Consider the following 24,143-nt stretch of genomic DNA (forward strand, 5'->3'; position numbering starts at 1 on the left):
ACCCCCACCCGGACCCTTTTGTTTTTACGTTTCAGATATCGCCTGGATACCTTTGTTTGGATGACAGCAGCTTGGGGCATGCCGTGAGGGTTTGGCGGGTTGGTTTCAAAACAGTCAGAAAAACAACCGTTTTTCGTTTTGAAACCAACCCGCCGAAGCCTCACTACCCCCCAGTCCGCTGGTTACAGCATCATTGCCGCCAGCCAACCAAACACCAGCAACGGCAGGTTATAGTGCAGGAAGGTCGGCACCACGGTATCCCAGATGTGGTTGTGCTGGCCGTCCACGTTGAGGCCGGCGGTGGGGCCGAGGGTGGAGTCGGAGGCGGGTGAGCCTGCGTCCCCCAGGGCGCCGGCGGTACCCACCAGGGCGACAATGGCCAGGGGGCTGAAGCCCAGTTCCAGGGCCAGCGGTACGTAGAGAGCCGCGATGATGGGGATGGTGGAGAAGGACGAGCCAATGCCCATGGTGATCAGCAGGCCCACCACCAGCATCAGGAAGGCGGCCATCGCCTTGTTATCGCCGATCGCATCCACGGAGCCCTGCACCAGGCTGGCGATATCGCCGGTTTCCCGCATCACTTCCGCAAAGCCGTTGGCGGCAATCATGATGAAGCCGATCATCGCCAGCATCTTCATGCCTTCGGTGAACAGGTCGTCGGATTCCTTCCAGCGCACCACGCCGGACAGGTTGAACAACACGAAGCCGGTCAGCGCCCCCAGGATCATGGAGCCCAGCCAGAGCTGAACCACGAAGGCGGCGGCGATGGCCACAATGGCCATGAACAGGGTCCAGCCGTTGTAGCTGGTATCCACCCGTTCGGTCTGCTCAATCAGCGACAGGTCATAGCGACGCTCGCCCCGGTAGCTGAAGAATACCGCCACCAGCAGGCCCACCAGCATGCCCAGAGCCGGCAGGGCCATGGCCTTGATCACGCTCAGGCCCTCGATGGCGATGCCGTTGTCCGCCACATTGGCCATCAGGATTTCGTTCAGGTAGATGCCGCCGAAGCCCACGGGCAGGAACATGTACGGCGTGATCAGGCCGAAGGTCAGCACGCAGGCCACCAGCCGGCGGTCCAGGTTGAGCTTTGCCATCACGTACAGCAGCGGCGGCACGATCAGCGGGATAAAGGCGATGTGGATCGGCAGGATGTTCTGGGAGGACAGGGCCACCGCCAGCAACAGGCCGATAATCAGGAAGCGCACGCCCCTGTTGGCTGCGGCGGAAGTGTCACCGGCGTCCTGGTTGCCCACCAGGGCCAGGGCCTTGTCCGCCAGGGCATGGGCCAGGCCGGATTTGCCGATGGCCACGGCAAAGGCACCCAGGGTGGCGTAGGACAGGGCCACGGTGGCGCCACCGCCCAGGCCGGTGTTGAAGGCTTCGATGGTGGCGTCCAGGGACAGTCCGCCCAGCAGGCCGCCGACAAGGGCGCCAATAATCAGGGCAACGACAACGTGGATGCGAAGCAGGCTCAGTACGAGCATGACGATAACCGCAGCGACAACGGCGTTCATGGTAAGACTCCGTGACTGGCAGAGTCCCTTTTGGGGCCTTCTGCAGGATTGATTACAGGTTGGTCAGGTTTTGAAGGGGCGCTAATGTGCAGGAAACGGACCGTGGAGTCAAAAATGCCCGGGGTCCTGGACGCCCGGGCACGATGCATCAGGGACTTAGGGCATCAGTCGCCGATGCGGGTAAAGCGGGGTACTTCCTCCCCGGCGACGTCCACCGATTCGTTGAACATCTCCAGGGGGCGCACCCACAGGCTGTGGTCGCCGTACAGGCAGCGGTAGACCACCAGCCATTCCTCGGTTTCGCTGTGGCGGGCGGTGCCGATGACTTCGTAGTCCTTGCCCTTGTAGTGCCGGTAGCGACCGGGGGGCACGTGCCGGGTCATGGTGTTACCTCAGTTCTTCAGCTTGTAGCGGCCTGGTCCCAGGAAGATCAGCGCCAGCGCGGTGAACAGGAAGAAGCCCTGCAGCTCCAGTGCCCAGCCACCGTTGCCGCCGAGCCTCATCAACTCGTGGGTGTGGACCAGGGCGATGGCCACCAGCATGTTGAAGACAATGATCAGGGCCCCGATGCGGGTCTGGTAGCCCAGGATCACCATCAGGGGCGCCAACAGTTCGCCAATGAATACACCATAGGCGAAGAACGCGGGAATGCCATGGCTGGCCAGTTGCCCCTCGATGAATCCGACGCCGTTGAGCAGCTTGCTGATGCCATGGAACAGTAGCAGCCCGCCCAGGGTGAGGCGAAGGATCAGTTTGCCGAGATCGGGATTGTCCATTGAGGGGGTACTCCGGTCAGTGGGAATTCAGCGGTTTGAAGGCCAACAAGGTTAACGCCAGTTGTTATCCACGCCAAGCGTTACCGGTGGGTGATCTGGGGATGCAGTTCCACCAGCCGATCCAGGAGCCGGTTTTGGGCGCTGGTGCTGACGCCGTTGTCCTCCATGGCCAGCACCAGCTGCTCCGCCAGGGCATTGAACTGGGTTTCGGTCACGTTCATGTCCGTGTGTACTTCGGTCATGGGGCGCCCGCCATAGGTGCAGGGGCCACCGCTGATCTCGCAGATCTGGTCCGTTAGGTTGGTGTGGAACTGCACCACGTCGATGCCCTGGAACTGGAAGGCAATGCGTTCGTCCTCGACAATACGGTACAGCAGGTCTTCCACAATATTGGCGATACCGGCGCGCTCACCCAGGTCCTGGTAGAGGGCATCCCCGGACGCCGTATCGCGGGTGGCGCACCCGGTGAGCAGTGCCAGGGTGGTCAGCAGGATGATCGTGCCCATTCTCAGTGTCATCGTGGTGCTCCTCAGAAACTGCCCTGCAGGGAAAGGTAGGGGCCCCGCTGGTCCTCAAGGCCGGCGATGTTCCCCAGGTTGGTCCAGGCGGCGGTGACGGACAGACGCCGGTCCGGCACCCAGACCACGAACGCGTCCCACCAGTCATCCTCGGTGGCGAAGCCCAGGTTGTCCGGCTTCTGCCGGTACTCGGCGCCTATGATCCAGCTGCGGTTCAGCAGTAAGCCGGCGCTGGTTTCCAGCATGGCCTCGTAGTCGTCGTTGCGGTCACCGCCAAAGCCCAGCAACCCACCCTGGTTGGCCCTGGTGCCCCGCAGGGTGGCGTTGACCAGCAGGTTGCGATCGAACACCGCAGCAAAGAACAGCTTGCTGGCGGACAGGTAGACATCGGTGCCCTGGTCATCCTCGGCGCCCACGGCCTCCGGTATGTCGAAGTCCCGCTGGCGTTTGTGCTGCAGTCCCACGGACCACTGGCCGTAATCGCTGTAGAGCACATCGCCGAACAGCCGCGCCTTGATTCCGAAGATATCCTGGGACAGCTCGTCTTCACCCAGGGTGGCCCCCAGGGTGTCCAGGTCCAGGGTCTGGCGGGCGATGCTGACTTCGATACGGTTGTGCCAGTTCACGGCAGCACCGGCAACGTCCAGGGTGAAGTCGTCCACTTTTGCCCGTGACAGCGTGACCGTGCCGCCCCACTCCTGATCGCTGGCGTAGCCGGCCAGCACTGCCCAGGGCACCAGTCCGCCGCCGGCACTGCCCTCGATGGTGGTGACCCCGCCGGTGGCCCAGAGCCGGCTGCCGGGGTCGGCAAGGGCGGATGTGGACAGGGTCAGAGTCGCGGCGATGGCCAGGGTTGGTCCGGTGCGGCCTGGGTGGTCTCTCATGAGATATCTCCAGTGGTCGGAAGCAGTGTGTCGGCCCGGGTTCGGAAGGTCCGGGCCCAGTCGCCAAGGTCCGGCGCTGGCATCGGGCGAGCCATGTAGAACCCCTGCCCCTTGTCGCAGCCCCAGTCCTGCAGCAGTTGCCAGCTTTCCAGGTTCTCGATGCCTTCCGCCACCACCGTGAGGCCCAGGCCGTGGGCCATATCGATGGTGGATCGGACGATCAACTGGTCCTGGGGTTCCTGGTGCAGGCGCAGCACGAAGGATTTGTCGATCTTCAGTTCCTGTACCGGCAACTGGCGCAGCTGCGACAGGGACGAATAGCCGGTGCCGAAGTCGTCCACCGACAGGGTCGCTCCCATGGCCCTGAGCTGGTCCAGGGTGCGGTGGGCGGAGGCAGCATCCGACATCACCGCACTTTCGGTGACCTCGAAGGTCAGCCAGTGGCAGTCGATTCCCCGTCCCCCGAAGGCCTGCCGGACATCGTCGGTCAGTTGCGGGTTGCCCAGGTCCAGGGCCGACAGGTTGATGGCGGCGCCGATCAACAGGCCTTCCCGGTGCAGGCTCGCCAGGTCCTGGGCAATCCGGGTCAGGATAAAGCGGGTCAGGTTGCCGATCTGGCCGGTCTGCTCCGCCAGCAGGATGAATTCCTCCGGTGAGATAAAGCCCAGCTCCGGGTGGTGCCAGCGGCATAGGGCTTCCACCTGGGCAATGCCCACGCTGTTCATGTCAATCTTGGGCTGGTAGACGAGGTCCAGGCCACCCGTGGCAATAGCCTGGCGCAGGTCCTGGCTCAGGGTCAGCTCCCGCAGGTGGTGCTCGTCCCCGCCGGGTTCGTACAGGGCTACCAGCCCGGGGCTGTGTTCGGCCCGTTTCAGGGTCAGCCGTAGCCGCCGCCGGATCTCATCCAGGGTGCCGGCATCCCGGGGGACTTCCAGGCCCGCCAGGGCCACCTGCAGGTGAAGGGGTGTCCCGCCAATCGTGGCTTCGGCCTGGAGCGCATCCCGGATACGGGCCAGCAGGGTGTCCAGCGGACCTGCTTCAGGATCGGCCAGTACCACGAACTCGTTGCCGCCGGAACGGCTCAGTAGCAGGGCCTGGTGTTCCAGGGTGGTGCGGAGCCGGTCGGCGGCCAGACCCAGGGCCTGGTCGCCAAAATCGAACCCGAGGGTGTCGTTGAGGGCCCGGAACCGGGTCAGGGTGATACCGGCCAGCAACAGTGGCCGCCGTTTCCGCAGGTATTCCTCCAACTGTTCGTTCAGGGCCTTACGGTTGGTCAGGCCGGTGAGTTCGTCGTGAAAGGCGTTGAAGCGGATTCGTTCCTCCCGCTCCCTGACCCGGCGCTGCATGGCGATCAGGGCATCCTGGAGGGTTCGCAGCTCCCGGGTCCGTGGTGGTGTGGGTTCGGTGACCGGCTCGCCATCACCGATGGCGGTGGCGAGCCGTGCCAGATCCAGCACCGGGCGACCCAGCGCCCGCGCCGTCACCAGTACCACCAGCCCGGACAGGGCAACGGCAACCAACAGTATGAGGATCAGATCGGTGGCGCGGTCATGGTAGTTGGCCAGGGCCCGCTCCCGGTCGATCAGCAGCATGGCCTGCACCGGGGAGGGCTGTCCCGGGCCAAGGTCGATGGCGCGGAAAAAGAATCCCCGGGTTTCCTGCATGTCGCCGTTGTCCCCGGGCTCGGGCAGTCTGGTGAAGGGTTCCGGGGGGGCGCTCGCGGCGAGCAGGGAGCCACTGGCACGGCTGCGGAATACGACGCTGGTGTCGGTCAGTTCCGCCAGTTGGCGGGCAAAGCCGTTGTCCAGGGCGAAACCGGCGACAAGCCAGGCCCGCAGGCCGGCGCCGGTAACAGGCACCACAAACATCTGCAGGGCCTTGTTGCCGGTGCTGACGATCTGCTCCGCCTGCCCTTGGTCCCGGGCCCTTGCCAGCAGTCGGGGAAGGAAGTCCTTCAGGTTGATGTCGGCGGTGCCCAGGGTGGCCTTCGGGTTGCCGTTGCTATCCAGCACCACGGCGATATCGGCACCAGCGCGACCGGCATGGTTATTGAGGGCACTTTCCAGGGTGGCCTGGTTGTCGCTGGCGATGGCGGACCGGAACCCGAAATCATCCACCAGTACCTTCAGGCTGCCACTCAGCAATTCGGCCCGCCCAGCCATGATCTCGGTGGTGACCCGTGCGGCGACATCCAGGCTGTTGGCGGCCCGCTGCTCCTCGTCTTCCAGCAGGTAGAACATGAACGCCAGTCCCAGGGCAAGGGCGGTGGCCGCCACCAGGGACAGCATGGCCACCAGCAGGCGGCCACGGAACCCGAGACTGCCGAGCCGCCAGCTCATAGCTCCCGGAAACGCTGCTGCAGTCGCTGGAGGGAGGAATCCTTTTCCGGCTCGGGGTGCACGTCCAATGGCAGGGTCACCGGGTCGCTTCCGGTCAGGTCGACGGTAACCTCCACCAGCTCGGTGTTGTTCACCAGCCGGGGATGCCATACGCGGATCTGGTCGGGCCGCGGGCGATCGTCCGGCCAGTCCAGCGAGACCTCTCCCTGTTCACGGGTGACCCCATGGTGCTGGTCGGTGACCAGGATGAAGCCCTGCATCTGGTCATGGATGTTGCAACCCAGCTCCACCACGCCGGTGGTGCCAAAGTTGACCGGTGCCTCGGGTACACCGGCATACAGCTCGATTTCAAACGTCTTGGCCGGGGAAAACGAGTAGACGTGGTGCTGGGTGTTGTCCCGGTTGGGGAAGGCCACATCGGTATCGGGGGGCACCACCATCACGTGTGGGACGAACTGGCGGTTCTTCTGCACCATGCGGGCGTCCGGGACGACCTCGCCCGCCGGTAGCGGAACGACGATCACCGCGTCGGCCAGCGGCTTGCCGTTGCCGGCATCGGTAACCTGGAAGTGGAGGTTATCCGCAGCCGCAAGCATGGGGGCCACCGTAAAGCACAGTACCAGGGCCTGTTTGCACGTCATTGCCGTTGCTCGTTGGTTTTGGTCAGGGCATCAGGGTAAACCGGATGTGGTTCCGGGTCAGCAGGTTTTCCCAGTATTCCTTCATCCACATCCTGGCGGCCTTCTGTAGTTCTTCTACGAACGGATCCAGATCCAGTTCATAGTAGCTTGGTGACCGGATCAGGTTGAGCATGGTCATGTTGATGGATTCGTCCAGTTCGTTGGCGAACGGCTCCCCGATGAGCTGGTGGGCCAGCAGGTTGGCCTGGGTGGCTTCCATGTCCACCACCTGGCTGCGGCGGGTGGAGAGGTTGTTCTCGTACATTTCCTCCATCAGGCGATGGCACAGGTAGGCCTTGATTAGCAGGCCGTCGAGGCCGTCGTAACGGGTGAGCATGATGGACGGTTGCGTGAAGTAACAGATGGCGGTCTGGATGAACGGATCAAACAGCCCGCGCTTGCCGGACTTGCGGGCACAATCGTCGATACAGTCGATCAGCCGCGGGGCCATCTCGATGTACTCGATCGCGAACTGGAACAGGCACATGGCTGGCTGATAGCCGTCCACGGTGACGCTGGCAGGCAGCCTGGCTGCCTTTTCGCGCATCTGGCGAAGGAATTCGCCGGAACGGGCTTCCTGCCGACGGGCCTGATCAATGATGTTCAATACTGCCTCTGGAGTCATGTCAGACAATGCCGGGGTTACTATGTCATGCGGGGCTATCCGCGTCGGCGGCTCCCTAAAGTGGAGTGTAGTTGAGATTTTTTCTCGTGCCGGGGGATTACCGGTCACTCATTGAAGAACCATGATCCATGTCGTGTCCGGACCATGAACACCGTTGCCATGGACGTCGCCCGCGCCACCATCAGCAGGATCAGGGCAAACCACAGCCCGTGGTTGCCCCAGCCGGTGGTCAGCCACCAGCCGGGCAGGAACACCACCAGCGCCGAGAACAGCATGGTGTTCTGCATGTCCCGGGTGCGGGTGGCGCCAATGAAGATACCGTCGAACAGGTAACCCCATACGGCGGTGGCCGGCAGCAGCCAGAGCCAGGGCAGGAACTGGCGGGCGGTATCACGAACCTCATTGATGCTGGTCAGCAGGCCGATCAGCCAGTGCCCGCCGACAACAAACAACGCCGTGAACACCACCGCGCCAATCAGTGACCAGCGGGTGGCGGTGCGGCAGGCTACCAGGAACCGACGGTGTGAACGTCTGCCCACGGCCTGGCCCACCATGGCCTCGGCGGCATTGGCAAAGCCGTCCAGGCCGTTGGAGATCACCAGCAGGAAGGTCAGCAGGACGGCATTGGCGGCCAGGATCACCTCCCCCTGGCGGGCGCCCTGGGCGGTGAAGAAGGCCAACACCAGCAGCAACGCGATGGTGCGCACCATGATAAAACGGTTGACGCGGATCAGCGCCAGGTAGTCCGGCAGCGTGCCGATCAGCGTCCGCAGGCTCGCCCGATGGTCCGGCAGGCGCTGCCACACCAGCCACAGGCCCAGGACGGTAGCGCCATACTCCGCGATAACCGTGGCCAGGGCCACACCACGGCTGTTCCAGCCCAGCACCGTGACGAACAGCACATCCAGCACGATGTTCACACCGTTGGCGGCGATCAGCATGATCATCGGCCCGCGGGGCAACTGGCAGCCGATCAGCCAGCCCACCAGGGTGTACTGGCACAGCACCGCCGGGGCGCTCCAGATACGGATGGCAGCGTATCCCGCCGCCAGCTCCGCCACCTCCGGCCCCGGATTCATCAGGGCCAGGCCGGTGGCAATGAGCGGCGACTGCATCAGGATCAGCACCAGTGCGATGCCGCAGGCCAGTAGCAGAGAGCGCAGCAGCAGCGCGGTCTGGGCGGTGGCGTCCCGGCGCCCATAGGCCTGGGCCGCCAGTCCGGTGGTGCCCATGCGCATGAAGCCGAAGGTCCAGTAGAGGATGCTGAACAGGTTGGCGCCCACCGCTACCGCCCCCAGATACTCAGGGCTTTCGAGGTGGCCCAGCACGGCGGTGTCCACCAGTCCGAGTAGCGGTACGGTCAGGTTGGTGAGCATCAATGGCCACGCCAGCCGCCACAGGTGCCGGTCCGAGCGGGTCAGGGTCAGCATGTCGCGGCCGCGTCAGGAAGGTCTATATATCTCAAATGCATAAGGTTATATCTATAAAATTTTTCAAAATGTGTCGGAGGTTTTGAGTGTGAGCTAACTCTCTGTCTATACTGGCGTCTGGTTATCCGTGAACAGACTTCCCGGCAATCCACCTGTTGCGTGTGCGAGCGTGACCGGTTTCAATAGCGCCCGGGGGGACGAACTTCCAACGATCCACTGCCATCGATCCACTGGAAGTGTCACGCAGATCCGCCAGACATGACAGACAGCCGTCGCAGGAGAGACGACCGCTCCAAGTGTGTCTGTCATGAACAAGAACAACATTCTGTGGAGACGCGGTATGCACGTGCACGTAAAACGGGCAGGTGCCCTTGTCGCGGGCCTGTTATTGTCTGCTCCGGCGTTGGCCGAGTGGACCCTGAACATGTCCCCGGGGGTCACTGAAACAAGCAACCAGGTTTATGGTCTTCACATGACCATCCTGTGGATATGCGTCGCCATCGGCGTCGTGGTCTTCGGGGTCATGTTCTGGTCCATCTTTGCCCATCGAAAGTCCAAGGGCTACAAGCCCGCGAATTTCCACGAAAATACCCTTGTGGAGATTCTCTGGACGATTATACCCTTTGCCATCCTGGTCATCATGGCCATCCCCGCCACGGCCACCCTGGTCGACATGTACGATACCAGCGAAGCCGACATCGATATCCGGGTCACCGGTTACCAGTGGCGCTGGCAGTACCAGTATCTCAATGATGAGTTCAGTTACTTCTCCAACCTTGCCACCTCCCGGGATGAAATCGATAACCGGATGGAAAAGAATGAAAACTACCTGCTGGAGGTGGACGAACCCATGGTGATTCCGGTGGGTAAGCGGATTCGCCTGCAGATCACCGCAGCCGATGTTATTCACTCCTGGTGGGTACCGGCCTTCAGTATCAAGAAAGACGCCATCCCCGGCTTTATCAACAAGGTCTGGTTCGAGGTGAACGAGCCGGGCACCTATCGCGGTCAGTGTACCGAGCTGTGCGGCAAGGACCACGGCTTCATGCCGGTGGTGGTTGAAGCGGTGCCGGAAGAGGAATACAACCAGTGGGTAGCGGACCGTCGGGAAGCGGCCGAGAAGGAGCGTCAGCTCACCGAGAAGGACTGGACCCTGGAAGAGCTGGTCGAGCGTGGCGAGGGTGTCTACACCTCCTACTGTGCGGCCTGTCATGGCCAGGACGGTACTGGCGGTGGGGCATTCCCGGCGCTCAAGGGCTCAGCGATAGTGACCGAAGACATGGAGGCGCACCTGGATGTCGTGGTCAACGGCGTTAATGGTACCGCCATGCAGGCCTTCGGGGCCCAGCTCAGCGAGGCCGACCTGGCCGCGGTGATTACCTACGAGCGTAACGCCTGGGGTAACAACACCGGTGAAATGGTGACGCCGAAAGAAGTGTTCGACTACAAGAATCAATAACAGACAGCCGGACGGCGGGCAGGGTTCCGCCGTCGGGTTCGCCAGATAACAAGACATCGCCAGCGAAAAGAATCAGGCGGCAACGGGGGTTTCAAATGAGTGCGGTCACAGATACCCACGCCCAGGACCACCATCACGGTCCCGCCAAGGGCATGACCCGGTGGCTGTTAACCACCAACCACAAAGATATCGGGTCCATGTACCTGATCTTCAGTTTTGCCATGTTCCTCCTCGGGGGCAGCATGGCGATGGTTATCCGGGCGGAGCTCTTCCAGCCCGGGTTGCAGATCGTGCAGCCGGAGTTCTTCAACCAGATGACCACCATGCACGGCCTGATCATGGTCTTCGGTGCGGTCATGCCGGCCTTCGTGGGGCTGGCCAACTGGATGCTGCCGTTGATGGTGGGGGCGCCGGACATGGCGCTGCCCCGGATGAACAACTGGAGTTTCTGGTTGCTGCCGGCGGCCTTCCTGATGCTGGTATCCACCCTGTTCATGGAGGGCGGCGCCCCCAACTTCGGCTGGACTTTCTACGCGCCGCTGTCGACGACCTACGGGCCGCCAAGCACGACGTTCTTCATCTTTGCCGTCCATATCATGGGGATTTCCTCCATCATGGGCGCCATCAACGTGATCGCCACCATCCTCAACCTGCGGGCACCGGGCATGACCCTGATGAAAATGCCCCTGTTCGTGTGGACCTGGCTGATCACCGCCTTCCTGCTGATTGCCGTCATGCCGGTACTGGCCGGCGTGGTGACCATGATGCTGATGGATATCAACTTCGGCACCAGCTTCTTTGACGCCGCCGGCGGCGGCGACCCGGTGCTGTTCCAGCATGTGTTCTGGTTCTTCGGGCATCCCGAGGTATACATCATGATCCTGCCGGCGTTTGGTGTGGTGTCCCATATCATCCCGGCCTTTGCCCGCAAGCCGCTGTTCGGCTATGCCTCCATGGTTTATGCGGTCGGTGCCATCGCCCTGCTGTCGTTCGTGGTGTGGGCGCACCACATGTTCACCGTGGGCATTCCCATCTTCGGTCAGCTGTTCTTCATGTACGCCACCATGCTGATTGCGGTGCCCACCGGGGTGAAGGTGTTCAACTGGGTGGCCACCATGTTCCGCGGGTCCATGACCTTTGAGGCACCCATGCTGTTCTCGGTGGCCTTCGTCATCCTGTTCACCATCGGCGGCTTCTCCGGCCTGATGCTGGCCATCGCCCCGGCGGACTTCCAGTATCACGACACCTACTTCGTGGTGGCCCACTTCCACTATGTACTGGTACCGGGTGCGATCTTCGGCATCTTTGCGGCGGCCTACTACTGGCTGCCCAAGTGGACCGGCACCATGTATGACGAAACCCTGGCCAAGACCCACTTCTGGCTGTCGTTCGTGGGCATGAACCTGGCCTTCTTCCCGATGCACTTCCTGGGCCTGGCCGGCATGCCCCGCCGTATTCCGGACTATGCGCTGCAGTTTGCGGACTTCAACATGGTGTCCAGTGTGGGCGCCTTCATGTTCGGTACCACCCAGTTGCTGTTCCTGTTCATCGTGGTGAAGTGTGCCAAGGGCTATGGCGAGAAAGCCCCGGCCAAACCCTGGGATGGTGCCGAAGGCCTTGAATGGACCGTGCCGTCGCCGGCCCCGTATCACACCTTTGAAACGCCGCCGGACGTAAAGTAAGGGGTATTCGCGGCCCTGGTTACCCGGTCGGTTCCGGACCGGGGGCCGGCCAGCAGGTCTGGCCGGGAGCAATGGGCACGGCGCCCCGGATGCCATCCGATGCAGCGAGAGACACGACAACAATAATCGAGAATGGACAGGCCAGCGGAACGGGCCTCTGGAGAAAAGCATGGCGAACAACCAGACGTACTACGTACCTGAACAGAGCAAGTGGCCCATCGTGGCCACGGTCGGGATGTTCCTTACCGTCTACGGGGTAGCATCCGTCATGGTCAACAGCGGGCAGGGGGAATCCACCCACAGCTCCTGGTTCATCTTCCTGATCGGCAGCCTGGTGATGGTTTACATGCTGTTCGGCTGGTTCGGATCGGTGATTCGCGAAAGCCGGGAGGGGCTCTACAGCCCGCAGATGGATCGTTCCTTCCGCTGGGGCATGAGTTGGTTCATCTTTTCCGAGGTGATGTTCTTTGGGGCCTTCTTTGGTGCCTTGTTCTATGCCCGCGTCTTCGCGGTACCCTGGCTGGGTGGCGAAGGGGACAAGGGGGCCAGCGCGTTGCTTTGGGAAGGCTTCCAGGCCACCTGGCCGCTGATCAACAACCCCGACCCGGAAGCCTATCCGGCACCGGAAGGTGTTATCGGACCCTGGGGCCTGCCCCTGGTGAACACCATCCTGCTGGTGACTTCCTCGTTCACTGTGACCGTGGCCCACCATGCCCTCAAGGAAGATAACCGCAAGAAGTTGAAGATCTGGCTGGCGGCCACCATTGTGCTGGCCCTGGTGTTCCTGGGACTGCAGGCAGAAGAGTACGTGCATGCCTACCAGGATCTGAACCTGACCCTGCAGTCAGGTATCTACGGCTCCACCTTCTTCATGCTGACCGGCTTCCACGGCGCCCACGTGATCCTGGGGTCGTTGATCCTGATCGTCATGTTCATCCGTATCCAGAAAGGCCACTTTACCGGCGACAACCACTTCGGGTTCGAGGCGGCAAGCTGGTACTGGCACTTCGTGGATGTGGTATGGCTGGGCCTCTTTGTGTTCGTCTACGTTATTTGACCGCTGGCCAGCGGGCGCCGGGCAATCGCCCGGTTCCCGGCCTGGCCTCTGTCTGGATGGTCATCAGTAGGGTGTCGGGTTCAGGCTGAGCCCGCCCTGCCACAGGGCCAGCAGAATAATGACCAGCAGCAGTATGCTGAGACCCACCCTGACCGCCAGCGAGTTGACCACCCGCCGTTTGCCGCCATCGTCCTTGATCAGGAAGAACAGGCCACTGAAAAGGCTGATGATGACGGCCATCATCAGTACGACGATCAGGATTTTTAGAAGCATGGGTATCGTCCCCGAATCGGATTCCCGTTATTGTTTTCGGTGCAGAGGCATGACGCCTCAGGGCCATAACCGGATGGTCCGTCATCAGGGACGGGTGCGGTGGCCCGGGACTGGGACTATAACAGAGCATGTCTGAACATGAATCCCGTCGCCGGGTCTGGGCTCCCGACTGGCGGCTGCTACTGCTGGCCCTGGTGATACTGCCGGTACTGCTGGGCCTCGGGTTCTGGCAGCTGGATCGGGCGGGGGAAAAACAGCGCCTGCTGGAGCAGTGGGACGACCCGGCCCAGGCCCGCCCGTGGGCCGATATGGACATCGAGAACAGGGTAACCGGGCAGCCGGTGGTCCTGACCGGGCGCTACGGGACGCCGGTATGGCTGCTGGATAACCGCACCCGGGATGGCGCCCCGGGGTATGAAGTGCTGAGCCTGTTTCACCCCGACCAGGGGGCGCCGGTGGTGGTTAACCGGGGCTGGGTGCAGGCGGAACGCCGCCGGGACCAGCTTCCCGCCATCGACACGCCACAAGGGCCGGTGCGTTTGCTGGCCCGGGTGGCGGACTACCCGGTTCCGCCCATCCTGGCAGGGGAGCCGACCGCCAGAAGCAATCCTTCTACCTGGCCCAGGCGGGTGCAGGCGCTGCCGGTGGAGCTGGCTGAGGAAGTGGAGCCCGGGGTGGCGGAGAAGATCGTGAAACTGGATGGCACAAATCAGCCTGGCGCCTTCCGGGCTGACTGGGAACCCGATATGATGGGTCCCCAGACCCATTATGGTTATGCCCTGCAGTGGTTCACCATGGCAGCGGCGCTCATCATACTGACAATAATAGCGAGCTATCGTAAGCAGGAGTCCTGAATGACCGATACGACTGCCCAGCAGCAGGAAGCCGAACCGTCCCCGGAACAGGTGCGCCGCGGTCGTCGTACCGCCCTGCTGCTGTTTGCCATCGGCTTCGGCCCGATGATCTTTGCCACCATCATGTACTACTCCGGCTGGTTGCACCCCGAAACCCGCAGCAATCACGGCGAGTTGATCGAGCCACCGGTTCCCGTTGCCGAACTGAACCTGCAGGATGCTGAAGGCCAGCCCCTCCAGGCACGGTTTGGCCCGGACGTGACGGATGCCAAATGGATGATGATCGTCAGCGCGGATACCTGCGGTGACGCCTGTGAACAGCTCCTGTACCTGGCCCGGCAGGTGAATATCGCCCTGGGCAAGAATGCCAACCGGATGGGTCGCGCCGCCTGGATTGGCACGGTACCGGAGGAACTTCAGGCGCGCTGGCAAGAGGAGTACAGCTCCATGGAGCGCCTGAGCCTGGCCCCGGATGCCGAGCCCGCCTGGCCGGCGGATGTGAACCCGGCGGAGAGCCCCCGCATCCTGGTGGTGGATCCGTTTGGCAATGTGATGATGCACTACGGCAGCGGGAACACCGGCAAGGAAATGCTCGAAGACCTCAAGCACCTGATGAAGCTCTCCCAGATCGGATAGAAACGTCCGGGCAGCGCCCGGCCATGCAAGGGTTCGGATTGTGGAAAAAGAACAACAAGTTGCCATGAATCAACCGGGCAAGGCCCACCGCGTGATGGCGCGCTGGGCACTGATTGCCGCGCTGTTTACCGTGGTAGTGGTGATGCTGGGGGCCTGGACCCGCCTGGTGGACGCCGGGCTTGGTTGCCCCGACTGGCCGGGCTGCTATGGTTTCCTTACCGTGCCCCAGAGTGAAGCCAGCATCGCAGAGGCCAACGCCCGCTTCCCGGAAAGCCCAGTGGATGTGTCCAAGGGCTGGCCGGAAATGATCCACCGTTACGCCGCCGGCAGCCTCGGACTGATTGTGTTCGGCATTGCCATCTACGCGGTTCGTCACCGCCGCGAAGGCGTGCCGGTCAGACTTCCCCTGTTCACCGCCGGGTTTATCGTGTTGCAGGCCCTGTTCGGCATGTGGACGGTGACCCTGCAGCTCTGGCCCAAGGTGGTGGCGTTACATTTGTTGGGGGGCTTTACCACCCTCAGTCTGCTGACGTTACTGACCCTGCGCCTGCGGGCGTCCCGCAAGCCGGTACCGCCGGAACGGGAAAGCGCCCTGGCCCGTTTGCGGCCCTGGCTCTACGGCGGTTTGGCACTGGTGATCCTGCAGATTGCCCTGGGGGCCTGGACCGCCGCCAACTACGCGGCGGTGGCCTGCCCCGACCTGCCCACCTGTCAGGGCCAGTGGTGGCCGGAGGACATGGATTTCCGCCATGGTTTCGATATCCTCCAGACCATTGGCCCGAACTACCTGGGTGGCCAGCTTACCGCCGACGGGCGGGTGGCGATCCACATGACCCACCGTGTCGGGGCGATGGTGGTACTGGGGTATTTTGCCGTGCTGCTGCTGGCGCTATGGCGTCAGGTACGACAGACCCCGCTGCGATCCATGGTCCTCTTGACCGCGGGGGTGCTGCTCATGCAGATTGGGCTGGGCATAGCCAATGTCGCATTCCATATTCCACTGTCCGTCGCGGTGGCCCATAACGCCATGGGGGCCGGACTGCTATTGACGGTTATCCACATGCTCTGGCGTGTGCATGGCTACGCACGACAGCCGGTCGCAGAACCGGCAGGCACAACAACAAATCAACGCGAGGTACCCGCATGACTGACCAGGCCAAGGCCATGGCTGCCCAGTCCTCCGCCAGCCGATCCCTTTCCTGGCGGGATTTCCTGGAACTGACCAAGCCCCGTGTGGTGGCGCTGATGATCCTCACTTCGGTCATCGGCATGCTGCTCGCCACGCCCGGCGTTCCCGGATGGAGTGTGCTGCTGTTCGGCAACCTGGGTATCGCGTTGCTGGCGGGCGCCGCCGCGGTGGTCAACCATGTGGTGGACCAGAAGATCGACACCATCATGGCCCGCACCCGTCGCCGCCCGGTGGCCACCGGGCGGGTCAGCCAGATGGACGCACTGCTGTTCGCCACCGTGCTGGCGGTTGCCGGCATGATGGTCCTGATGTGGCAGGTCAACCACCTCACCGCCTGGCTGACCCTGGCGTCCCTGGTGGGCTATGCCGGGGTGTATACCCTGTTCCTCAAACGGGCCACCCCCCAGAACATCGTCATCGGTGGCCTGGCGGGGGCCATGCCGCCACTGCTGGGCTGGACGGCGGTGACCGGCCAGGTGGAGGGCCATGCCCTGCTGCTGGTGCTGATTATCTTCGCCTGGACACCACCCCATTTCTGGGCCCTGGCGATCCACCGCAAGGAGGAGTACGCCAAGGCAGGCATTCCCATGCTGCCGGTCACCCACGGCAACCGTTACACCGAGCTGCATATCCTGCTGTATACCCTGATGCTGCTGGCGGCCACCCTGCTGCCTTTTGCCACCGGCATGTCGGGCTGGATCTACCTGGCGGGCGCGACGGTTCTCGGGTTACGATTCCTGCAGTATGCGGTCCGCCTGCTCCGGGGCGATGACCGCCGCGTGGCACTGGCCACCTTCAAGTACTCCATCACGTACCTGATGGCCCTGTTCGTGGTGTTGCTGGTGGACCACTTCTTCTACTTCTGACACGGCGATAACGTTACGGGAGACCCCATGGATCGCTCTATCCGGCGCACGCTGTTGATATTGCTGCTGATCGTGTTCCTGATTTTCGGGTTCGTGATCTTCCAGCAGATGGATGGCCGGAGCCAGGAACCCGAGCCGGCACCGGATCTGAGCGCCATCAACACCTTTGTGTATGACGAGCCCCGGGAGCTGGTGGACTTCACCCTCACCACTGAAGAGGGCGATGAAATGACCCGCAAAGACCTGGAGGGCCGCTGGACCTTTGTCTTCGTGGGCTACACCAACTGCCCGGACATCTGCCCCGCCACCATGGCCACCCTGCGCCAGACCGACACCCGCCTGACGTCTGAGCTGCCCCAGCCCAACTATCTGCTGGTGAGCGCTGATCCCAAGCACGACACCCCAGAAAAGCTGAAGCAGTACGTGAATTTCTTCGGAGAGGATTTTCACGGTGTAACCGGCGATATCGATGTGCTGCGCAGCCTGGCACAGAGTGTGGGGGCAGTTTTCGTGCACCGGGATGATGGTGACGGCAATACCCTGGTGGACCACAGTGGTCACCTGGCCCTGATCAACCCCCAGGGCCGAACGGCCGCCCTGATCCAGCCCCCCCATGACCCGGACAAGCTGGCCGAGGCCTATCGAGAGATCTACGAGTGGACCCGTCGCAACCAGTCACACCCTGGCTGATTGCCCGGTCCTCCAACCAATGGCACGCCCCGCCCGGGGTGCGTCAACCCCAACCCGAGGACAACCATGCTATACGTACGAGCCATCCTGAATGTAAAGCCAGATCAGCGCGAGACCTTGCTGGAAGCCGCCAAACCTTGCATTGAGGCAACCCTGAAGGAGCCCGGATGCCTGGAGTATGAGCTGCACACCAGCCTGTCCGATCCCAACCGGCTGGTGTTCCTGGAAGTCTGGGAATCCGCCGAGCACCTGGAACCCCATGGCAAGAGCGACCACATGAAGGCCTTCGGCAAGGTGGCCGCCGGTTGCCTGGCGGGACCGCCCAGAATCGAGTACATTACGCCCGCCAAGGTCGATGTGAAGTAACCTAAGGAGTTTCAAGACGGGTTCCCGTCCGGGCCATCCGCCCGGGGGCGACCAGGTCAGAGGCTCCGTGATCCGGGATCCATCCCGCTGGAGTCGTCATGACAGAGCACCGGTCCACCGCTAATCCTGCCAATCTCCTGTCGGTAGTGGTGGCCGGCGCCACCATCCTGCTGGTGGTCCACGCCCTGGGCCGCTTTATCTACACCCCCCTGCTGCCCTACCTGGTGGGTGATGGCCAACTTACCGCCAGTGAAGGCGCCTCCGTTGCCACCTGGAATTACCTGGGCTACCTCATTGGTGCCCTGCTGGCCATCCGCTGGTACCGCCCGGACCAGATCCGCCTGACCCTGCCCATCGCCATGGTGGTCCACGTGATAACCACCCTGTTGCAGACCCAGGTGGAACCGGCCTCGTGGCTGTCCGCCCTGCGGCTGGTTAACGGCATCGCCAATGGTGTGGTGTTCGTGCAGGCGCCGGCGCTGATCCTGGAGTGGCTGGTGAGGCGCAATCGTACTTCCGCCAGTGGCCTGGTCTATGTGGGGGTGGGCGTGGGCCTGTTGCTGTCCAGCTTCCTGGTGTCCGGCACGGCGGACCTGCTCACCGGCCCCGCCCGTTGGTGGCCGGCGGCGTTGCTGTCCATTCCGCTGGCGGCCTGGGCCACCTGGTATCTGCTGAAACTGGATGTACCGGCGGGGCTCCAGCGGGACGACGGCTCGTTCGTCGACAAGGGACCCCTGCTGGACCGGGCCAGCATTCCGCTGTTCCTGTCCTATGCCGGAGCCGGGCTGGGCTATATCCTGCCCATGACCTTCCTGCCCCTGCTCACCAAGACCCAGTTACCGGAAGGCCACTGGCTGGTGGACGGCTCCTGGCTGCTGGTGGCGGTGGTGACCATTCCCACGCCCATCATCTGGAGTTACCTGGGCTCACGGGTGGGTGATCTCCGGGCCCTGCGACTGAACTACCTGATCCAGTTCCTGGGGGCCCTGGCGCTGGTGCTCTGGCCGGACCCACGGGGTATTGTGCTCTGTGCCCTGCTGGTGGGTAGCACCTTTGTGGGCACCGTGCTGCTGACCCAGCGTATTGGTCGCGCCCTGCACCCCCACCAGGGGCCGAGACTGTCCGCAGCCACGGTGGCCCTGTACAGTGTCACGCAGATGGCCGGCCCCTGCCTGACGCGGCAATGGCTGGATGCCGGTGGTACCCTGGTGGGCGCCTTCACCCTGGGGGCCATTGCCCTGGGCTGGGGGCTGTTCTTCGCCCTGTTCGTTCCCCGTGCCGAGGACTGGCACGCCCGCCGATAGATCCCGGAATTTGTCCATGCTGCCCATCGACCAGGTACTGCCGGAACTCACTGCCACCCTGGCGTCACAAACCACCGTGTTGCTTCAGGCACCCCCGGGGGCCGGCAAGACCACCCGGGTACCGGTGGCGCTGATGGATGCCTCCTGGCGGCAAGGGCGCCGGATCCTGATGCTGGAGCCCCGGCGGCTGGCGGCCCGGTCCGCCGCGCGCTTCATGGCCCGGCAACTGGGCGAGAAACCCGGCCAGACGGTGGGCTACCGCACCCGGCTGGATACCCGTGTTTCCTCGCAGACGGTAATCGAGGTGGTCACCGAGGGCATCCTCACCCGCCTGATCCAGTCCGACCCGCTGTTGGATGACTACGCCGCCGTGCTGTTCGACGAGTTCCATGAACGCTCCCTGCAGGCGGACCTGGGCCTGGCCCTGGTGCGGGAATCCCAGCAGGTATTGCGCCCGGACCTGCGGGTGGTGGTGATGTCCGCCACCCTGGATACCACGCCCCTGGCCCGGATGCTGGATGATGCGCCGGTGATCAGCAGCGAGGGCCGCGCTTTTCCGGTATCGGTGATCCACCGTCCGCTATCGACCTCCGCCGGGCGGGCACCGCGCGTGACCGATCACGTCGCCTCGGTCATCCGCGAGGTGCTGACCACGGAGACCGGGTCCATCCTGGTGTTCCTGCCCGGCGCCGGGGAGATCCGTCAGGTGGAGCGCCTGATCCGCCCCGACCTGCCGGCCAATGTCCACCTGGCGCCCCTGTACGGCAACCTCAAGGGCGACGAGCAGGACCGGGCCATCCAGCCCGCCCTCGACGGCGAACGCAAGCTCGTGCTGGCCACCGCCATTGCCGAGACCAGCCTGACCATCGAGGGTGTGCGAGTGGTGATCGACGCCGGTCAGGCCCGCCGGGCCGTATTCGACCCCAACAGCGGCATGACCCGCCTGGAGACCGGGCGGGTGTCGAAGGCCGCCGCCGAGCAACGCAAGGGCCGGGCCGGACGGGTGGAGCCGGGGGTGTGCTACCGCCTGTGGAGCGAGTCCGACCAGCATGGTCTTGCCGCCTTTACGCCCCCCGAGATCCTGGAGGCGGACCTGGCCCCCCTGGCGCTGGAACTGGCGCAGTGGGGGGCGCTCAGACCGGAGGACCTGGACTGGCTCGACCCGCCACCGGCCGCCCACTGGAACCAGGCTGTGGCACTGCTGCAATGGCTGGATCTCCTGAACCCGGACGGCACCATCACCGACCACGGCCGCAACGCCCGGGCCCTGGGCATCCATCCCCGCCTGGCCCATATGGTGCTGAAGGGCCGGGAGTCGGGTTATCCGCAATCAGCGGCCAGACTGGCGGCGTTATTGGGTGAAAGGGACCTGCTTGGCCCCGGTGCGGGGGCGGATATTGGCTATCGTTTGCAGGCCCTGAGTGGAGAGTACCGGGTCCCGAATCTGGACCGGAGCCGCCTCGATGCCATCCGCCGTTCCGCCGCCCGACTGTTGCCGGATGCCCACGCCCGGGATGTGGATGACACCCTGCCGGCAGGCCGTCTGCTGGCACTCGCTTACCCGGACCGGGTTGGCCTGAGGCGCTCCGGGGATGCCAACCGCTACCAGCTCAGCAATGGCCGTGGGGCCAGCCTGCCCGACGAGGATGCCCTGGGACAGCAGCCATGGATCGTCACCGCCGACCTGGATGGCCGGGCCAGGGAGGCGCGGATCTATCTGGCTGCCGCCACCGACCGTGCCACCCTGGAAGCGGACCTGGCCGACCATATCGACACCACGGACGAAGCAACCTGGGACGACGCCCGGGGGACTGTAGTCGCCCGCCGTATCACCCGGTTGGGGGCCCTGGTCCTGACCGAGAAAGCCTTACCGGAGCCGGGGCCGGAGCAGATCCAGCTTGCCCTGCTCACTGCCGTCCGCCAAAAAGGCATCGACAGCCTCCCCTGGAACGAGACTTCCCGACAGTGGCAGGCCAGGGTGGCTTTTATGCGTTCCCTGGAGCCGGAGCAATGGCCGGATACGTCAGACGAGGCCTTGTTGGCCACGCTGGACCAGTGGCTTGCTCCCTTCCTGGCCGGTATCCGGAACTGGAAAGGCCTGCAGCAGGTTAATCTGATGGACGCCCTGCAGACGCTCCTGCCCTGGGACCGGCAGCAGGCCCTGAAACGGGAACTGCCCACCACCCTGGAAATCCCCACCGGTCAGCAGGTCCGGCTGGACTACACGGCGGAGAACGGCCCTGTGCTGGCGGTCAAACTCCAGGCCCTGTTTGGCTGGACCGAAACCCCCAGGCTGGCCGGCGGGCGTGTCCCCGTTGTTATCCACCTGCTATCACCCGCACAACGCCCCCTGGCCGTCACCGCGGACCTGGCCAGCTTCTGGCGCGAGGTGTACCCGGACGTCCGCAAGGAAATGCGTGGCCGCTATCCGAAGCACCCCTGGCCCGAAGACCCGTTCACGGCGGAGGCAAGGATGGGTACCAAACGGTCCGGGCGATAGCTTCAGAAATAAGTATACTGGTACCCAGTGTCCTATCCGGGAGCATGGAGAGCCACATGAAACCCAACCCCATTTTCTGGCGCGACCCCCGCATGCCCCATGTGGAACTGCGCCAGGTCGAGGACGGCCGCCAGGTCTGCTACGCGCCCCATAGCCACACCCAGTGGTCCATCGGCGCCATTACCGGCGGCCGGAGCACCTATTGCTATCGCAGCGACCGTTATCAGGTGGCGGCCGGAGACCTGGTGCTCATGAACCCCGAGTGGGTGCACAACTGCAATCCGATCGAGGACCAGCCCTGGGCCTACTTCATGATGTACGTGGATGCGGATTGGCTGACGGACCTGCGTTACCGGGCGGGCCTGCTGCCGTCGCTCCAGTGGCGGGATATCGAGACACCCATTGTGTCCGCCCCGGGCTGGTACCGGCGTTATTGCCACATGGCGCACTGCCTGCTGGATGATGACCGGGACCTGCTGGAAAAGCAGACCGAGGTGGTGGAGTTCCTGTCGGACCTGATGCATGAACTCACCAGCCAGCCGGTCCCCTCCCGGCCCCAGGCGCCGGAGACCCTAAAGTCGCTGGCCGCGTACCTTGACGAGCATGTGGCCGAGGATATCTCGCTGGAGATGCTGTGTGATCACTCGGGTTATAGCGCCGGCCACCTGGTCCGCGCCTTCAAGCAGCATTACGGCCTCACGCCCCATGCCTACCTGGTCAACCGCCGGATACAGCTCGGTCGTCGGGCCCTCAGGGAGGGTGCCCCCATCGTCGAGGCCGCCCTGGACGCGGGCTTTGCCGACCAGGCCCACTTCCAGCGCACCTTCAAGCGGTTGATGGCGGCCACCCCGAAACAGTACCGGGTGGCTTCAGCCAAACAGCAGATAGACACAGCTGGCGGCAAGTAGGGCGGCCAGGGTCCGGTTGATGGTGACCAGCACCACAGGCCGTTGCACGTGCCGACGCAGGAAGGCGCCGGCATAGACCCAGGTGGCCAGCGACAGCCAGCAGATGGGCAGGTAAAGCGAGGCGAACAGCAGGATGGTATCCAGGTCATTGGCACTGGTGTAGGCGCCAATGCCGGAGGCGGAGGCCAGCCAGGCCTTGGGATTCAGCCACTGCATCAGGGCGCCGGTGGCAAAGCCCGGTGCCCGGGCGTCGTCCTCCGGCAGGTCACCGCTGTCCCGGGCCAGGCGCACCGCCAAGTAGAGCAGGAAGGCCACGCCGGCCCACCGCAACAGCTCCTCCAGCATCGGCACCATGGTCATCAGCGAGTAGAGCCCCAGACCGACGGCCAGGAACAGCACGATAAAACCCAGGGTCGCGCCGGTCACGAAGACCAGTCCCCGGGCGATGGGATAACGGGTGCCGCTGCTCAGGCAGACCAGGTTAACCGGCCCCGGCGAAATGGATGCAGCCAGGGCAAATGCCGACATGGGCAGGATCAGGGAAAGGCTCATGGGTGGTTCTCCGCTTGGGTGACGGAGGCATTCTGCGGATATCCGGGGGCCGGTTATTGAACAGAATTGATGTTGGCGCACCGAACTGGCATCCACGCTTGCAAGTTGTTGTCTTAAAGGGTGACTATTCTGTCGTGCAGGGCCAAACAGCACGGTAAGAGGTGTGTATTTCGTGCCCTGGCCCGGGGTGTCATTGGGATGTCGGGAGTACTTACTATTGCCTGAACTGAGAACTGTCGGTCTGTTCCTGGTCACGGCACTGGCCGAGATTGTCGGCTGTTATCTGCCCTACCTGTGGCTGCGGGAAGGCAAGTCCATCTGGTTGCTGCTCCCGGGGGCGTTGAGTCTGGCGCTGTTTGCCTGGTTGCTGTCCCTGCACCCCACCGCTGCGGGGCGTGTCTACGCCGCCTATGGTGGTGTCTATATCTTTATGGCGATCCTGTGGCTGTGGGTGGTGGACGGTATCCGGCCCACCCCCTATGACCTGTTGGGATCCGCCGTGGCGCTGCTGGGAATGGCGATCATTATGTTCGCTCCCCGTCACACATAGTCCACCTGCTCGGCCACGTCGGGGTCAGGCAGCCTACGCCGCCCGGCAGGTCTTCAGTTGCTCGTTCAGCGCCGCCATCACATGGGAGCGGGTCAGCACGCCCAGCACGCGGTTGTCACGGTCCACCACCGGGTACACCTTGGGTTTCTGTTCGGTGAACAGGGCGCCCAGCGCCAGTTCCGACATGTCCGGTGTGACGGAGACCGGGTGGCGGGACATGATGTCGCTGATCCGTACCCAGTTGTCGCAGTGGTAGGTGCTGCTGGCCAGTGAGCGGATGCAGTCCTGCTCGGACAGGAATCCCACCAGGCGGTTGTTGTCATCCACCACCGGCAGGCCGGTATAGCCACTGGACAGGATCTGGTCCACGGCGCGGCTCAGGTAGTCCCGCTCGTGCAGCGCAGGAGTCCATTTCGACATCAGCTCTTGTACGGTACGCATTGGTCCCTCCTCGGAATCTCATCAGGCGTCTGGACGATAAGTATCCG

25 protein-coding genes are annotated in these 24,143 nt (G+C 63.5%); 13 read left to right on the forward strand and 12 right to left on the reverse strand.

Going from position 1 to position 24,143, the window contains the following annotated elements:
- Positions 1–182: 182 nt before the first annotated feature.
- The 9 genes from RO069_RS03405 to RO069_RS03445 all read right to left on the reverse strand — a co-directional run bounded on the left by RO069_RS03405 (position 183) and on the right by RO069_RS03445 (position 8,769).
- Positions 183–1,517 carry a Na+/H+ antiporter family protein gene (locus tag RO069_RS03405; protein ID WP_328185331.1) on the reverse strand — a complete coding sequence of 445 codons (1,335 nt, stop codon included), beginning with the start codon at positions 1,515–1,517 and terminating at the stop codon, positions 183–185.
- A 164-nt stretch (positions 1,518–1,681) separates the two neighbouring features.
- Complete coding sequence (locus RO069_RS03410; protein ID WP_328185332.1) at positions 1,682–1,900, reverse strand: DUF1653 domain-containing protein; 219 nt, start codon at positions 1,898–1,900, stop codon at positions 1,682–1,684.
- A 9-nt stretch (positions 1,901–1,909) separates the two neighbouring features.
- The gene (locus RO069_RS03415; RefSeq protein ID WP_328185333.1) at positions 1,910–2,293 is read right to left on the reverse strand and encodes a DoxX family protein; all 384 of its coding nucleotides are present in this window, start codon (positions 2,291–2,293) and stop codon (positions 1,910–1,912) included.
- Between the two features lie 80 nt (positions 2,294–2,373).
- The gene (locus tag RO069_RS03420) at positions 2,374–2,811 is read right to left on the reverse strand and encodes a group I truncated hemoglobin (protein WP_328185334.1); all 438 of its coding nucleotides are present in this window, start codon (positions 2,809–2,811) and stop codon (positions 2,374–2,376) included.
- An 11-nt stretch (positions 2,812–2,822) separates the two neighbouring features.
- Positions 2,823–3,695 (reverse strand): DUF3034 family protein, encoded by an 873-nt coding sequence (locus RO069_RS03425; protein ID WP_328185335.1) that lies wholly within the window; start codon positions 3,693–3,695, stop codon positions 2,823–2,825.
- On the reverse strand, positions 3,692–6,034 hold the full coding sequence (locus RO069_RS03430) for a bifunctional diguanylate cyclase/phosphodiesterase (protein ID WP_328185336.1): 2,343 nt from the start codon (positions 6,032–6,034) through the stop codon (positions 3,692–3,694). Before RO069_RS03430 ends, RO069_RS03425 begins: the two co-directional genes overlap by 4 nt.
- Positions 6,031–6,675, reverse strand: a complete 645-nt coding sequence (locus RO069_RS03435) for a methylamine utilization protein (RefSeq protein WP_328185337.1) — start codon at positions 6,673–6,675, stop codon at positions 6,031–6,033. Before RO069_RS03435 ends, RO069_RS03430 begins: the two co-directional genes overlap by 4 nt.
- 22 nt (positions 6,676–6,697) lie before the next feature.
- Complete coding sequence (locus RO069_RS03440; protein WP_328185338.1) at positions 6,698–7,339, reverse strand: hypothetical protein; 642 nt, start codon at positions 7,337–7,339, stop codon at positions 6,698–6,700.
- 104 nt (positions 7,340–7,443) lie between these two features.
- Positions 7,444–8,769: an MATE family efflux transporter gene (locus RO069_RS03445; RefSeq protein ID WP_328185339.1), complete on the reverse strand. Its 1,326-nt coding sequence runs from the start codon at positions 8,767–8,769 to the stop codon at positions 7,444–7,446.
- A 340-nt stretch (positions 8,770–9,109) separates the two neighbouring features.
- On the opposite strand from RO069_RS03445, the gene coxB reads away from it, so the two are divergent.
- The 3 genes from coxB to RO069_RS03460 all read left to right on the forward strand — a co-directional run bounded on the left by coxB (position 9,110) and on the right by RO069_RS03460 (position 12,967).
- Positions 9,110–10,228 carry a cytochrome c oxidase subunit II gene (gene coxB, locus RO069_RS03450; RefSeq protein WP_328185340.1) on the forward strand — a complete coding sequence of 373 codons (1,119 nt, stop codon included), beginning with the start codon at positions 9,110–9,112 and terminating at the stop codon, positions 10,226–10,228.
- Positions 10,229–10,323: 95 nt separating this feature from the next.
- On the forward strand, positions 10,324–11,910 hold the full coding sequence (ctaD, locus tag RO069_RS03455; protein WP_328185341.1) for a cytochrome c oxidase subunit I: 1,587 nt from the start codon (positions 10,324–10,326) through the stop codon (positions 11,908–11,910).
- Positions 11,911–12,079: 169 nt separating this feature from the next.
- Entirely contained in the window at positions 12,080–12,967 is an 888-nt protein-coding gene (locus RO069_RS03460) for a cytochrome c oxidase subunit 3 (protein ID WP_328185343.1), read from the forward strand.
- A gap of 63 nt (positions 12,968–13,030) precedes the next feature.
- Here the strand turns inward: RO069_RS03460 and RO069_RS03465 are convergent, their stop codons facing one another.
- Positions 13,031–13,240: a twin transmembrane helix small protein gene (locus RO069_RS03465; RefSeq protein WP_328185344.1), complete on the reverse strand. Its 210-nt coding sequence runs from the start codon at positions 13,238–13,240 to the stop codon at positions 13,031–13,033.
- A 128-nt stretch (positions 13,241–13,368) separates the two neighbouring features.
- On the opposite strand from RO069_RS03465, the gene RO069_RS03470 reads away from it, so the two are divergent.
- The 9 genes from RO069_RS03470 to RO069_RS03510 all read left to right on the forward strand — a co-directional run bounded on the left by RO069_RS03470 (position 13,369) and on the right by RO069_RS03510 (position 22,553).
- Positions 13,369–14,094, forward strand: a complete 726-nt coding sequence (locus RO069_RS03470) for an SURF1 family protein (protein ID WP_328185345.1) — start codon at positions 13,369–13,371, stop codon at positions 14,092–14,094.
- Positions 14,095–14,730 carry a hypothetical protein gene (locus tag RO069_RS03475; protein ID WP_328185346.1) on the forward strand — a complete coding sequence of 212 codons (636 nt, stop codon included), beginning with the start codon at positions 14,095–14,097 and terminating at the stop codon, positions 14,728–14,730.
- A 64-nt stretch (positions 14,731–14,794) separates the two neighbouring features.
- Positions 14,795–15,877, forward strand: coding sequence for a COX15/CtaA family protein (locus tag RO069_RS03480; protein ID WP_328185347.1), 1,083 nt, complete (start codon positions 14,795–14,797; stop codon positions 15,875–15,877).
- A gap of 17 nt (positions 15,878–15,894) precedes the next feature.
- A complete protein-coding gene (gene cyoE / locus RO069_RS03485) occupies positions 15,895–16,785 on the forward strand; it encodes a heme o synthase (RefSeq protein ID WP_442915328.1) in 891 nt (296 codons plus the stop codon).
- Between the two features lie 27 nt (positions 16,786–16,812).
- Positions 16,813–17,475 (forward strand): SCO family protein, encoded by a 663-nt coding sequence (locus RO069_RS03490; protein ID WP_328185349.1) that lies wholly within the window; start codon positions 16,813–16,815, stop codon positions 17,473–17,475.
- Between the two features lie 66 nt (positions 17,476–17,541).
- Positions 17,542–17,841 (forward strand): putative quinol monooxygenase, encoded by a 300-nt coding sequence (locus RO069_RS03495; RefSeq protein WP_189572088.1) that lies wholly within the window; start codon positions 17,542–17,544, stop codon positions 17,839–17,841.
- Positions 17,842–17,939: 98 nt separating this feature from the next.
- Positions 17,940–19,145 (forward strand): YbfB/YjiJ family MFS transporter, encoded by a 1,206-nt coding sequence (locus tag RO069_RS03500; RefSeq protein ID WP_328185350.1) that lies wholly within the window; start codon positions 17,940–17,942, stop codon positions 19,143–19,145.
- A 16-nt stretch (positions 19,146–19,161) separates the two neighbouring features.
- Positions 19,162–21,645 carry an ATP-dependent helicase HrpB gene (gene hrpB, locus RO069_RS03505; protein ID WP_328185351.1) on the forward strand — a complete coding sequence of 828 codons (2,484 nt, stop codon included), beginning with the start codon at positions 19,162–19,164 and terminating at the stop codon, positions 21,643–21,645.
- A 56-nt stretch (positions 21,646–21,701) separates the two neighbouring features.
- On the forward strand, positions 21,702–22,553 hold the full coding sequence (locus tag RO069_RS03510; RefSeq protein WP_328185352.1) for an AraC family transcriptional regulator: 852 nt from the start codon (positions 21,702–21,704) through the stop codon (positions 22,551–22,553).
- Here RO069_RS03510 and RO069_RS03515 read toward each other — a convergent pair.
- A complete protein-coding gene (locus RO069_RS03515) occupies positions 22,515–23,105 on the reverse strand; it encodes a LysE family translocator (RefSeq protein ID WP_328185353.1) in 591 nt (196 codons plus the stop codon). The two genes, RO069_RS03510 and RO069_RS03515, sit on opposite strands and share 39 nt — an antisense overlap.
- Before the next feature lie 217 nt (positions 23,106–23,322).
- On the opposite strand from RO069_RS03515, the gene RO069_RS03520 reads away from it, so the two are divergent.
- Entirely contained in the window at positions 23,323–23,655 is a 333-nt protein-coding gene (locus RO069_RS03520) for a YnfA family protein (RefSeq protein ID WP_328185354.1), read from the forward strand.
- A 33-nt stretch (positions 23,656–23,688) separates the two neighbouring features.
- Here the strand turns inward: RO069_RS03520 and RO069_RS03525 are convergent, their stop codons facing one another.
- Positions 23,689–24,096, reverse strand: coding sequence for a CBS domain-containing protein (locus RO069_RS03525; RefSeq protein WP_328185355.1), 408 nt, complete (start codon positions 24,094–24,096; stop codon positions 23,689–23,691).
- Between the last annotated feature and the right edge of the window lie 47 nt (positions 24,097–24,143).

Source organism: Marinobacter sp. OP 3.4 (assembly GCF_036224885.1).
Taxonomy (GTDB): Bacteria; Pseudomonadota; Gammaproteobacteria; order Pseudomonadales; family Oleiphilaceae; genus Marinobacter.

Bases quoted from the DNA above. Each gene is read 5' to 3' on its own strand.
- RO069_RS03405 (WP_328185331.1), bottom strand. From the start codon at position 1,517: ATGAACGCCGTTGTCGCTGCGGTTATCGTCATGCTCGTACTGAGCCTG.
- RO069_RS03410 (WP_328185332.1), bottom strand. From the start codon at position 1,900: ATGACCCGGCACGTGCCCCCCGGTCGCTACCGGCACTACAAGGGCAAG.
- RO069_RS03415 (WP_328185333.1), bottom strand. From the start codon at position 2,293: ATGGACAATCCCGATCTCGGCAAACTGATCCTTCGCCTCACCCTGGGC.
- RO069_RS03420 (WP_328185334.1), bottom strand. From the start codon at position 2,811: ATGACACTGAGAATGGGCACGATCATCCTGCTGACCACCCTGGCACTG.
- RO069_RS03425 (WP_328185335.1), bottom strand. From the start codon at position 3,695: ATGAGAGACCACCCAGGCCGCACCGGACCAACCCTGGCCATCGCCGCG.
- RO069_RS03430 (WP_328185336.1), bottom strand. From the start codon at position 6,034: ATGAGCTGGCGGCTCGGCAGTCTCGGGTTCCGTGGCCGCCTGCTGGTG.
- RO069_RS03435 (WP_328185337.1), bottom strand. From the start codon at position 6,675: ATGACGTGCAAACAGGCCCTGGTACTGTGCTTTACGGTGGCCCCCATG.
- RO069_RS03440 (WP_328185338.1), bottom strand. From the start codon at position 7,339: ATGACTCCAGAGGCAGTATTGAACATCATTGATCAGGCCCGTCGGCAG.
- RO069_RS03445 (WP_328185339.1), bottom strand. From the start codon at position 8,769: ATGCTGACCCTGACCCGCTCGGACCGGCACCTGTGGCGGCTGGCGTGG.
- coxB (WP_328185340.1), top strand. From the start codon at position 9,110: ATGCACGTGCACGTAAAACGGGCAGGTGCCCTTGTCGCGGGCCTGTTA.
- ctaD (WP_328185341.1), top strand. From the start codon at position 10,324: ATGAGTGCGGTCACAGATACCCACGCCCAGGACCACCATCACGGTCCC.
- RO069_RS03460 (WP_328185343.1), top strand. From the start codon at position 12,080: ATGGCGAACAACCAGACGTACTACGTACCTGAACAGAGCAAGTGGCCC.
- RO069_RS03465 (WP_328185344.1), bottom strand. From the start codon at position 13,240: ATGCTTCTAAAAATCCTGATCGTCGTACTGATGATGGCCGTCATCATC.
- RO069_RS03470 (WP_328185345.1), top strand. From the start codon at position 13,369: ATGTCTGAACATGAATCCCGTCGCCGGGTCTGGGCTCCCGACTGGCGG.
- RO069_RS03475 (WP_328185346.1), top strand. From the start codon at position 14,095: ATGACCGATACGACTGCCCAGCAGCAGGAAGCCGAACCGTCCCCGGAA.
- RO069_RS03480 (WP_328185347.1), top strand. From the start codon at position 14,795: ATGAATCAACCGGGCAAGGCCCACCGCGTGATGGCGCGCTGGGCACTG.
- cyoE (WP_442915328.1), top strand. From the start codon at position 15,895: ATGGCTGCCCAGTCCTCCGCCAGCCGATCCCTTTCCTGGCGGGATTTC.
- RO069_RS03490 (WP_328185349.1), top strand. From the start codon at position 16,813: ATGGATCGCTCTATCCGGCGCACGCTGTTGATATTGCTGCTGATCGTG.
- RO069_RS03495 (WP_189572088.1), top strand. From the start codon at position 17,542: ATGCTATACGTACGAGCCATCCTGAATGTAAAGCCAGATCAGCGCGAG.
- RO069_RS03500 (WP_328185350.1), top strand. From the start codon at position 17,940: ATGACAGAGCACCGGTCCACCGCTAATCCTGCCAATCTCCTGTCGGTA.
- hrpB (WP_328185351.1), top strand. From the start codon at position 19,162: ATGCTGCCCATCGACCAGGTACTGCCGGAACTCACTGCCACCCTGGCG.
- RO069_RS03510 (WP_328185352.1), top strand. From the start codon at position 21,702: ATGAAACCCAACCCCATTTTCTGGCGCGACCCCCGCATGCCCCATGTG.
- RO069_RS03515 (WP_328185353.1), bottom strand. From the start codon at position 23,105: ATGAGCCTTTCCCTGATCCTGCCCATGTCGGCATTTGCCCTGGCTGCA.
- RO069_RS03525 (WP_328185355.1), bottom strand. From the start codon at position 24,096: ATGCGTACCGTACAAGAGCTGATGTCGAAATGGACTCCTGCGCTGCAC.